Source organism: Gemmatimonadaceae bacterium, assembly GCA_040882285.1.
GTDB lineage: Bacteria > Gemmatimonadota > Gemmatimonadetes > Gemmatimonadales > Gemmatimonadaceae > JACDCY01.
In genome coordinates, this window is record JBBEBQ010000027.1 from 44,037 (window position 1) to 55,254 (window position 11,218).

Consider the following 11,218-nt stretch of genomic DNA (forward strand, 5'->3'; position numbering starts at 1 on the left):
AATTCCGTGCCCGCGCACGGGCGGATATGAGACTTTCCAGCGGTAATCATCGCACTGTTTGCCTGACAAGGCGTCGCAGATCGAGCCACTTCGCTACCGGACCGACGAGCGCCAGCGCCAGGAACGCCGGCGCGGCGTTGAAGGCCGTCGGCAGGGGCCATGCCTGGTCGGACGCAAACCGGATCAGCGTCTCCATCAGCGCGATCAAGACCACCACTACGATCTGCCGCTGCCGCCCGCGGACGATCGTGCGCGGGTCGGTGATCATGAAGAAGACGAACAGCTGATACATCGGTCCGGTGATCGGCGCGAGCTCCGGCAGCATGGCTTGTCCGAGCACCGCGGCCCGCAGGCCATTCAGGAGCAGGAAGCTCGCCACATAGGTGAGCGTGATGTGCAGGACGCCGACCCGCGCGGCGACGACCAGCCCGAAGAGCCAGATCAGCATATTGGTCGCGACGTCGTTGCCGAACTGGTGGCTGAGCACGGAGATGCGCTCCGGCGCGGCGAGCAGCAGCGCCGTGATCGCGAAGTTCGTCGGATTCCAGAGATGGTTGTCGCGATAGCGCAGGACATACTTGGACGAGATCGCGAGAAAGCCCCCCAACACGAATGGCCAGAGTGCCCCGCCCTGCGGCTTGATGAGCAGCGTCAGGCTGAGGCCGCTGATGTAGGCGCTCAGCAGGTTCACGACCTTGCCGCGGTCAAACCAGGAGAGCAGGGCCTCGGTGGCCAGGCACACGGCGAGGGCTAGCACCAGCCGGTCGTAGCCGCCGAACATGTGGTAGCGGAGCTGCGCCGCCACCAGCACCAGTGTGATGAGAAACGCGATGAGATAGCGCGGGTCGAGGGTGCTGCCGCGGTCCCACGAGCGCGCGAAGACATTTCTGCCCGCGGCGGTTGCGTGAGCCACGTCACTCATGGCGTCAGCTGCGCGGCTCGGTGACGGTGAGGAAGCGATCGATCGCCGGATGCCGCAACACCTGCTGCGCTCCCGACGGCCAGTGGATGACGACGCGGTCGACCCACTCCCGCGTGCCGAGCCCGAAGTGCAGCCGCCGGTCGTTCTGGCTCGCGAATCCCGATCCGCCATCGACGATTCGTCGTTGGATGAAATCTCCCGACTCGAGCACCACCTCCGCGCCGATCGCGCTGCGATTGCTGCGCGTGCCGACGAGCTTGAAAGCAATCCAGTGATTGGCGCTGTCGGGATAGTTGCGATACAGCGCTGCCGGCTGATTCTGGTTGGCGACGATCACGTCCACCGCGCCACGATTCGAGAGATCGGCGAGCGCCACTGCGCGGCCGTCGTACACGTCCGCCACGCCTACTTTTTCCGCCACGTCCAGCCACCCCACGACGCCGCGATTGAGGTACACGCGGGAGCGCTCGTACCCGGACAGACTCGCGTTTCCGAACGGCGGCCAGGTGGCAGCGTCCTCGAAGAATCGCGCGTTGGCGCCGGCGATCTTCGACATCGAGTACCAGTAGCTCTTTTGGGGATTCGCCGAGATGAAGCCGTTGGCGACGAACAGCTCGTTGGCGCCGTCGTTGTTGAGATCACCGAATTGTGCGCCCCACGCCCAGCCGGCGTCGGCGATCTGTCCTTCGGCGACGTTCCGGAACCGGCCCGCCTCGGGCATTTCGTTAAGGCGGAGATTGTTGTTCTGAAAGATGTAGCCGCGCTCGGAGATATTGGTGACGAACGCGTCGAGCCGGCCCCGATCGTACGCATCGCCCAGCGCTACCGACATGCCGCTCTTGGACTCGCTCTCGAGACCGGCGGTGGTGAGAACGAATCGCCGTCCGCCGTCGTTCAGATACAGCTCCTCCGGACCATAATCGTTGGCTAGATAGATGTCCGGCCATCGGTCGCCGTTGAAGTCGGCCGACGCCGCCGCCAGCGTCCAACGCGTGCTGCCGACGCCCATCTCGTCGGTCACGTCCTCGAATTTGCCGCCACTCAGATTGCGAAACAGCAGATTCTTCCCGCCGTTGGTAGCGAACTCGAAGCTGTTGTGCATGATCTTCGTCGTCGCCAGGTGCCACAGATCGACGTCGCGGAAATACGCCGTGACGTACAGATCGAGCAGGCCGTCGCGATCGTAATCAAGCCAGATCGCGCCGTTGCTGTTCACCCAGCGACGCAGACCGGCCCGGGCGGTGATGTCCTCGAAGCGGCGGCCATCGATGTTTCGGAACAGCGCCAGGTAACCGTAGCGGTATACCAGCAGGTCCTCGTGGCCGTCATTGTCGATGTCGCCCCACACGGCGCCCATCGACACTCCATCCCCCGGCCGGTTGAGATCCGCCACCCTCGCGCTTGCGGCGACGTCCTCGAACGTGCCGTCCCCGCGGTTGCGGTAGAGCGAGCTCGGCTCGCCAAAGCGGCTGTTGGTGAAGTACAGATCGGGCCATCCGTCGCTATCGAAATCGGCGACGGACACGGAGGCTCCCAACGCCGCGACGTGCGGCTCGATGCTCGCAATCTTTGGATCGAAGGTCGGCCGGCGATGCACGAAGGCGATGCCGGCCGCCGCGGTCTCGTCACGCAGCAGGAAGCCGGGGTGCGCCGCGTCCGCCGCGGCCTGATTTGGCCCGCGATCGAGTCGCATCGCGAGCAGCAGGGCACCCAGAAAGGGTACGGCCATGATGGCGCGCCGAACGGCCGGGCGGGGTCGGTGCAGCACGGGGCAGAGTATAGCCTCAATACCTCATCGCCGCGACAAACTCCTCTTCCCGTGCGCGTGTTCGAGTCCCCGAGGCGGCAACGGCTACCTTTGCCGACACGCGGTAGGCGTTTCCCCGACAGCTTTTCCGGCCCGCGACCGCGAACGTAGGCTCCAGAATGACCGCCTCCCGACACGCTACATCCAGAGCTGACGAATGGCGGCAACGCCTGCTGTACTGTGTGGGGGGACTGCTCCTCTTCGAGACGCTGACCGGCCTCGGCATCTATCTACTGCCGTTCAGTGTGCCCAACCAGTGGATGGTGGTATTTCACACGCTGGCCGGGTTGGCCTTCGTGATCCCCTTCGCCTGGTACCAGGTGCGCCACTGGAAGCTGTATCGGTCGATCCGAGTGTCGCACGTGGTGCTCACCGGCTATTTCGCGATGCTCGCCACGATCGTGCTCATCGTTTCTGGGCTGGTTCTTACCTTCGAGGCGATCTTCGCACCGCGCATCAGCCGGGGCTGGGACCTCGCGCACATCTGGGCGACGTTCGGCTTGATCGCATCCGTGCTGCCGCACGTCGGGACACTGCTCGTCCGGGCTGCTCGCGCGAAGGCGGGAGCAATCGGTGGCACGCTGCACGCCGCGTCACGTCGCTTCCAGTACGGCAGCGTTCTGCTCACCGGTGCTCTCTTCATACCAGTTATCGTGGCGTCGGTGGTGTACCGCCCGCCGAAACTGAACAATCAGTTCCCAAAGGACTACAGCTACGTGTTCGGTCCGGAGCGGCCCTTCGCGCCAAGTCTGGCCCGCACCGCGAGCGGGGGCGCGTACGATGCGCGATCGCTCGCCGGCTCGGAGTCGTGCGGCACGGCGGGTTGTCACAAGACGATCTATGACGAATGGGCGGTGAGCGCCCATCGCTATTCCGCCATGGACCCTGCCTTTCAAAAGGTGCAGGCAGTGATGGCGGAGCAGAACGGGCCCGAATCCACCCGTTACTGCGGGGGATGCCACGATCCGATCTCGCTCTTCTCCGGGACGAAGAACATCTTCGCCGAAGATCTCACGAGTCGCGCGGGTTATCAGGAAGGAGTCTCATGCGTCGCCTGCCACGCAATCAAGAAAACGGACGTGAAGGGGAATGCGGCATATGTCATGTCGCAGCCGGAACGCTACCTGTTCGAGCTGACTGACCGCCCTGTTCCCCGGGCTGTGAGCGACTTTCTCATCCGTGCGTATCCACGCCAGCACGTCCGGTCACTTCAGCACAAGCTCTTCAAGAGCGCGGAGTTTTGCGCCGCCTGCCACAAGCAGTTCATCGATGAGGAGATCAACCATGTAGGGTGGGTACAGCTCCAGAACCAATTTGATAACTGGCGCAAAAGCCGCTGGAATCACGGAAAAGATCCACTCAAGACCATCGAGTGCCGGGAATGCCACATGCCGCTCGCGGCATCCAGCGATCCCGGCAGCGGCGACGATCTCGATTACAACCGCTCACCCGGCGACGGCAAGCACCGGACCCATCGGTTCCTCGGCGGAAACCAGTTCATTCCGCTCGCGCTCGAGCTTCCCGGTGCCCAGGAGCATGCGCGTTTGACCGAGAAATGGCTGCGCGGAGAGATCGACATTCCCGAGATCGCGGACAAGTGGCGCCCAGGCCCGGCCGTCCCCGTGGAAGTGATGGCGCCGGCCACCGCGCGGCCCGGCGCTCCGATCACGATTCAGGTAGTGCTCACGAACAACAAGGTGGGGCACGACTTCCCGACCGGACCACTCGACATCATTCAGGCCTGGGTCGAGCTCAGCGTGACCGACCAGGCCGGCCGCGTTGTCTTCCAGTCCGGACAGCGGGATTCGGCGCACTTCATCGCGCCGGGAAGCTTCATGCTCAAAGCAGAGCCGGTGGACGAAAACGGCAACCTCATCGACCGGCACAATCTCTGGGAGATGGTGGGCGTGCGGTATAGGCGTTCGCTCTTTCCGGGATTCTCGGATCAGGAAACATTCACCTTCGCGTGTCCGGACCCCCCTGTCACCGAGCTGCACGTGACGGCGCGGCTCATGTATCGCAAGGTGGACCAGTATCTCCTCAACTTCCTGTTCGGGAAGGAATCTGGAATCACGGCTCCCATCACCGTTCTGTCCGAGGATCGCAAGACGATCCGTGTGCGGACTGACGGTTAGGAGGATGCAGGAGTGACGCGGCGAAGACGACTGTTGTTTCTTGCCTCAGCCGGCGCTCTAGTGTTTCTCGCCGCGGCCAGTACCGCTGCGCTACGCTGGCGCGGCCAGGAGCGGAAGTACCAGCCCGGTGAGGATCGCGAGGGCATCACCTCGGAGCTTGCGCGCGACCTGCCGGAAAACTATCCGCGCGTCACTTTCACGGATGTCACTCGATCCGCGGGAATTGAGTTCGTGCACTTCAGCGGAAAGCGGTCGTCGCAGCTGCCGGAAGACATGGGTTCCGGCGCCGCCTGGGGTGACTATGACAACGATGGCTGGATGGACCTCATGGTCGCGAACGAAGTCGGTCCGCTCACCATGGCCGAGGACGAGCGCCGCCGGTCGCCGGCTCGCGCACGGCTGTACCACAACGACCACGGCACGTTCAGCGATGCGACCGAGAAAGCGGGAATCGACTTCCGCGGCTGGGGAATGGGAGTCGCGTGGGGTGACTACGACAACGACGGACACGCCGACCTCGTCCTCACCGCGTACGGACGGAACGTTCTGTATCACAACAACGGAAACGGCACCTTCACCGACCGCAGCCTCGTGTCGCGGATCGGCGCGCCAGTCGGATTCTGGACGGGTGCCTCCTGGGGTGATTACGACCGCGACGGATTTCTCGATCTCTACGTCACCGGGTACGTGAAGTACAGCCGGCCCGAAGGCGGGAGCGCGCAGGCGCGGTACGATATCGAGAATCCCGCCAGCATCAACCCGTCGTCCTTCCCTCCCGAGCGCAATCTGCTCTTCCGGAACGATGGCAACGGAACCTTCACTGAAGTCGGAGCAGTGGCAGGCGTCGCCGACGTCAGCGGGCGTGGTCTGTCAGCCGCGTGGGCGGATTTCGACGGCGATGGCTGGCTCGATCTCTACGTGGCCAACGATCAGTCAGACAACGCGTTCTTCCGCAACCTTGGCAACGGCAAGTTCAGCGACATGAGTCACTCGGCACGCGTCTCGGACTACCGTGGTTCCATGGGGATCGCGGTCGGGGATTGGGACAATGATGGGGCGCAGGATCTCTTTCTGACCCATTGGCTCGCGCAGGAGAACGCACTGTACACGAACCAGCTCAGCGAGTCAAAGAAGCGGCTCACGGGTGGTGACGTCTCCAGGCTGACTTTCATGGACGAGGCGGACCGCGTCGGCCTCGGACAGAGCTCGCTCGACTTCGTCGGTTGGGCGACGTCGTTCATCGACTACGACAACGACGGCAAGGTAGACCTTTTCATCGCGAATGGCAGCACACTACAGGACAAGAGCGATTCCACGCGTCTGGTGCCGATGCGCAACCAGCTGTTCTGGAACCAGGGGCGCCGAGCCGGATTCTTCGATGTGTCACGCGTGGCAGGCGCGACGTTCGGAAAACAATTCGTGGGGCGCGGCGCCGCCTTTGCCGACTACGACAATGACGGCGACGAAGACGTCTTCATCGTGAACCACGGCGGACCCGGTATCCTGCTACGCAACGACGGAGGCAATCGCAACCACTGGCTCCAGGTCGAGCTGCGTGGCACGAAGTCCAACCGGCAGGGACTGGGCGCCACCGTTCGCGTGGTCGTGGGCGACACGACTCAGACCCGGCAGATCGGGGCGCAAAGCTCATATCTGTCGCAAAACAGTCTCATCGAGACGTTCGGACTCGGAGCCGCAACGCGAGCCGACACCGTCGAGGTGCTCTGGCCGGCCGGCGCGCGTGTCGTGCGCACCGGTGTGTCCCCGAACCAGCGCCTTCTCATCACCGAGAGCGAGACGGCGGGGGTCGATCGCATGCAAGTGCGGGATTTCTGGAACCATTATCGCGAGGCCACCGCGCTTCGAGTGGCGCGCATGACGCAGCGCGCATCGGAGGCGTACGCGCGGGCTCTCGAGCTCAATCCGAGCCACGAGGATGTTCTGTACTACTACGGCAGTATGCGGCTCGACCTCGGCGATTTTGCCGGAGCAGCCCGCGCCTGGAGGACGCTCGTCGCGGTCAACCCCTCGAGCGCGCGCGCACACTCGGAGCTAGGCTCGCTGTACCTCTGCCTCGAAACGGGGGCGCCCTTCCAGCTTGACTCCGCCGAGCAGCACTTCGCGCGTGCCCACGAGATCAACAAGGAGGAAACCGGGCCGCTCGTCCGGCTCGGCGAAGTCGCGCTGTTGCGCGGTGATCTCGCTGCCGCCAAACGCCATTTCGAGGCGGTGCTCGTTACACACGCCGGCAACGACCTCGCGCGGTTCTATGCCGGATACGTGGAGTGGAAGAACGGCAACACCGCACTCGCGGAACAGCAATTCGCGCGCGCCGTCGCGCCCGCCGAGAGCGTTACTCCATCCGTGCAGCCGCCCGGTGAAGGCGATACCAGGCGGGGTACAGCGGCACTCGTTGCCGAGAACCAACGTTGCGGAGAGCTACGCACGCTCGTGCAGCGGCTGCGAACAGCCGACGCGAAGCGCGACATGGCGACGCGCTACCGCGAGCTGAACAGCCTGCTCTCCGCTCGCCGAGCGAGAGCACGCTGAGCCGGCCCTCAGCGGCGGCAGGTGAGCCGGTCATCAACGCCGGCCCACGTGGCGGGTGTTGTACTGGCGCAGATAGTTCTGGTGCGCCGCGTCCGTCGGATACTTTTCCGCCGCCGCGTACGGATACGACTCGATCTGATGGAAGGGTAGCGGAGCGACCGTCGTGCCGAACGCCGTGTTCAGATCGGAGTCCTTGAGCCAGCCGTCGGTGTAGAGCAGGAAGTCGCGCTTCCACCCCGGCGGGAGCGAGCTCCCCGAGCTGGCGTCGAACTGAATGGTCGCCTCATCCCCGGGGGCCATGATCACGTACATGTCGTCAGGATTCCGCAGCAGCGGCAGCACGTCGCCGAAACGCGTGAAGGCGCCCTCGATTGGTCGCCAGGGTGACTCCGTCGTCACTTCGTCGTAGGCGAGCCAATACGGCCCATACCGACCGCCCTTGCGGTACATGCGCGAGAAGCCGCGGAAATGGAGATCGGCCGCTACGGGCGCCAGCGTCGTGATCCTGACGGAGCTGTTTGCGAGATTACGAGCGACGAACGCCTCATCCCAGTAGATCTGCATGGTCGTGCGAATCCGCACGTGATGATCCGCCGTCGGAAACTTCCCGGCCAGATCCACCACGATCGTCTTGTCCTTGCCGGAGGGGAAGCTGATGTTCGCGATCGCGGTGCGCCATCGGCCCTTCGCGTCGCGCACCTCGATTGAAGGAGCGACGACCTTGATCGAAGATTGCTGCGAAAGTGCGACGTTGATGCTGGCGTCGGTGGGATAGATCCAGCCCCGGAGGAACAGGAACGTACCAGCGTCGCCCGCAGCGTGGCCAAGATCGAGGATGAGATCGTGCGACTCGACCACTCCCTGATACCGCGTGGGCGTGAGGTTCGAGACGTACACGTCGTCGCGCTCGCGCAACGCCGGGAGAACGTCGTGGCCACGTTCATCAGTCGCGGACAGTGGCAAGTAGCGCCGCCCGATCTGGAAGAGCCGGAGGCTCACCGGTCCAGGCGGGACGAAACGCTCGTCCACGAACACGTCGACCGAATCCGGGTGGTCGACGGCGAGCAGCTTGATTTCGTCGGCGTACGCTGTCTCCCAGAGCTCATCCGTGAGCTGAAGGATGTAGCGCCCGTCGCGCGGCGCGAGCGCATCACCCGGAATGCGGAAGTATTCCTGCGACGCGCCCGCGGGAGCGAGAGCGTTCGTCATGCCGCTCATGATGCCGAGCGGCATTCCCAGGGCGCTGCGCCACATCGCATCGGTCACGAACCGGAATCGCTTCCCGTCCCACGCATACACAGAGGGACACGACCCCTTGAGCATTTCGCTCTCGACGACGTCCTGATCGGACCCGGGGAAGTACACGGTTTGCGGCACGCCGTTAGGCCACTCTACGCGGAGAACGTCGGCCTTGAGATGCGGTCCCAGGCCGAAGTGCGTCGTGCGACCGGTGGCGACGCGTGTCTGGTAGATCCCGCCCGCTCGAAGCTCCAGCCTCGCACCGATGCCGAATGCGTTATTCTTGCCGCTGCCGGTGCGCAGCGCCTTGAGCTCCACGTTCACCGCGAGGTTGCTGTTCCCGAAATCGTTTCGCAGCAGCCGCGCCGCGCCGGCGGCGTCGATCAGCAGTAGATCCTGGTCGCCATCGGCATCGACGTCCGAGACCGCGAGCGCGGATGCCCCGGCCGCCCGCACAGCGGCCGGAACCAAAGCGGACCTGTCGAGGAGCCTGCCCGTGCCGTCGTTCCGAAAGAGAAACACCCCAGGAGCACCCTTGCCACGCCCGATCGGCACGCCCACCACGACGAGGTCGAGCCAGCCATCGTTGTCATAATCCACGAACGTCGCCGCCGATCCGGCCGCTGAGCGGGGCGCCTGCATTGCTGCATTCGAGCGGCGGTCGCGAGTGAAGGTTCCGTTGCCTCTGTTGAGCCAGAGCGCCGGTTCGCCGCCATCCGTGCGGACGACGAAGAGATCGAGGAAACCGTCGTTGTTATAATCCCCCGCCGCGGCGGCCCCCGATCCGCCGCCACTTTCCAGCCCACTCGTCGCGGTCACGTCGCCGAAACGTTGTACGCCGCCATTGCGCAGGAGAGCGTCGCTGCCATGCTCGTTCGTGACGAAGATGTCGATGCGTCCGTCGCCGTCGAAGTCGCCGAAGACGGCGTCGCGCGCATCGCCGCCGGCCAGACCGAAGCTTGCCGTCGCCTCGGTGAAGGTCCCGTCGAGATTGTTGCGGTACACGGCGCGCTGACCGTTTGCGATGAGAAGAATATCCAGGTCTCCGTCGTGATCGAGGTCGACGAAGAGTGCCTTGCGCGCTCCCCGGACACCGGCAACTCCGGCTTTCGCCGCCAGCTCCACAAACGTCCCGTCGCCGCGGTTGCGGAACAGGTAGCCGCGTCCCTCGCCACCGATGACGAAGAGGTCCAGCCAGCCATCGTTGTCGTAGTCCGCGAAGGTGGCGTACGCGGCACCCTGAGAGAGGGAGATGCCTGAGCGCCCGGTAACGTCTCGGAGGAATCCTCCCTGAACACGATAGAGACGCGCGACGGACCTCCGCAGCGCCGGCGACCACGTCGAGACGAAGAGGTCATCCGTGCCGTCGCCGTCCACGTCGCCAACGGCGAGGGTCGTGGATCCGTCCTGCCGTTGCGGCGCGGCGGCAGTGCCGGTACCGGTTACCGTGCCGGCGAGACCCGCCTCGATCGTCGCGTCGGTGAATTTCGCCAGGTCGACTGTCGCGCGGTCCCGTATCCCGCCGCGCGAAAAGAAGCCCTGCGGCGCAAAGGTCAGAACAGGACGTCCGGCGATCGGACCGTTAGTCCATTTCACGTCCTCGAGCGACGCCTGATACGGCGCCGTGACCTCCATGAAACCGAGGAAGCGGTCGAGGGTCGTCCGCGATTCCGCGAGCTTTCCCGCGCGCAGTAGCTGAATCGTGCTGTCGAGATACGTTCGTGCCTCCCTCGGAGGCTCCGGGGGTATCCGCCGCACCTCCTCAAGGTGGCGAACGACGCTGTCGGCTTCGCCCCGCCGCGCGAGCGCATTCACGAGCTTCAGTCGCGCCACTAGATTCGCCGGCGCCAGCGCGAGCACGTCCCGCAGTCGGTCTTCGTACCTGCCGGCCGACGCTCTGTCGCTTTGCTGCGCCTCGAGCTCGGCGAGCGCATACAGCACGTGAGCATTGCCGGCAGTGTCGCGTCGAAGCCCCTCAAGCATTGCGCGCGCGTCAGATGGACGTCCCGTCAGCGAGTAGACCCTGGCGAGCGCGAGACCGACCTCGACGCCGGCCGGATCCAGTTTGCGGGCACGCCGCAACTGCTTCTCCGCCTCGGCGTAGCGGCCGGCTTGCAGAAAGGTGAGTCCGAGGTAGGCGTACCCCGCGGGATCGTCCGGCGCGAGCTCGATGAGCCTCTTGAACGTGGAATCAGCCTGCGACAATTGGTTTCGCTGGAGATAGCTGAGTCCCAACGTGCGAGTGATGTAGAGCTCTTCCACGGACACGCGCTCGGACCGACAGGCACCGATTCCGGCGCTCAACGCAGCGCCCAGGATGACAACCCTAGCTCGCCTGGCCAGCAGGATCATACGCTCCTCATTGAAGGCATTCCGTTACGAGCCTCTTCCCGTCGAGGTGCAGTTCGAGCCAATTTACCCAGTCCTGCAGCGAGGGGCACCCTGCTTCAAAAAACCTTGATCTGAGAGAGGCGCACGTGACCAGTCTGCTTGCGACGTGGGACTGGGTAATCATCGCGCTGTACTTCCTGCTCGTCTTTGGAGTCGCGATCTGGGCGACGATGC

The 11,218-nt window shown here is 64.4% G+C and carries 5 protein-coding genes; 2 read left to right on the forward strand and 3 right to left on the reverse strand.

The window, feature by feature from the left end:
* Positions 1 to 46 precede the first annotated feature (46 nt).
* Both WEA80_13550 and WEA80_13555 read right to left on the reverse strand, forming a co-directional pair.
* Positions 47 to 922, reverse strand: a complete 876-nt coding sequence (locus tag WEA80_13550) for a hypothetical protein (protein MEX1187602.1) — start codon at positions 920 to 922, stop codon at positions 47 to 49.
* Positions 923 to 926: 4 nt separating this feature from the next.
* The gene (locus WEA80_13555) at positions 927 to 2,651 is read right to left on the reverse strand and encodes a CRTAC1 family protein (protein ID MEX1187603.1); all 1,725 of its coding nucleotides are present in this window, start codon (positions 2,649 to 2,651) and stop codon (positions 927 to 929) included.
* A 260-nt stretch (positions 2,652 to 2,911) separates the two neighbouring features.
* On the opposite strand from WEA80_13555, the gene WEA80_13560 reads away from it, so the two are divergent.
* Together WEA80_13560 and WEA80_13565 are read left to right on the forward strand one after the other, a co-directional pair.
* Entirely contained in the window at positions 2,912 to 4,864 is a 1,953-nt protein-coding gene (locus WEA80_13560; protein ID MEX1187604.1) for a multiheme c-type cytochrome, read from the forward strand.
* Between the two features lie 60 nt (positions 4,865 to 4,924).
* Positions 4,925 to 7,414 carry an FG-GAP-like repeat-containing protein gene (locus WEA80_13565; GenBank protein ID MEX1187605.1) on the forward strand — a complete coding sequence of 830 codons (2,490 nt, stop codon included), beginning with the start codon at positions 4,925 to 4,927 and terminating at the stop codon, positions 7,412 to 7,414.
* A 33-nt stretch (positions 7,415 to 7,447) separates the two neighbouring features.
* Here WEA80_13565 and WEA80_13570 read toward each other — a convergent pair whose 3' ends face one another.
* Entirely contained in the window at positions 7,448 to 10,915 is a 3,468-nt protein-coding gene (locus WEA80_13570; GenBank protein MEX1187606.1) for an FG-GAP-like repeat-containing protein, read from the reverse strand.
* Positions 10,916 to 11,218: the final 303 nt, after the last annotated feature.

Excerpts from the sequence above, each read along its gene's own strand:
- WEA80_13550 (MEX1187602.1), bottom strand. The coding sequence starts at position 922 with ATGAGTGACGTGGCTCACGCAACCGCCGCGGGCAGAAATGTCTTCGCG.
- WEA80_13555 (MEX1187603.1), bottom strand. The coding sequence starts at position 2,651 with ATGGCCGTACCCTTTCTGGGTGCCCTGCTGCTCGCGATGCGACTCGAT.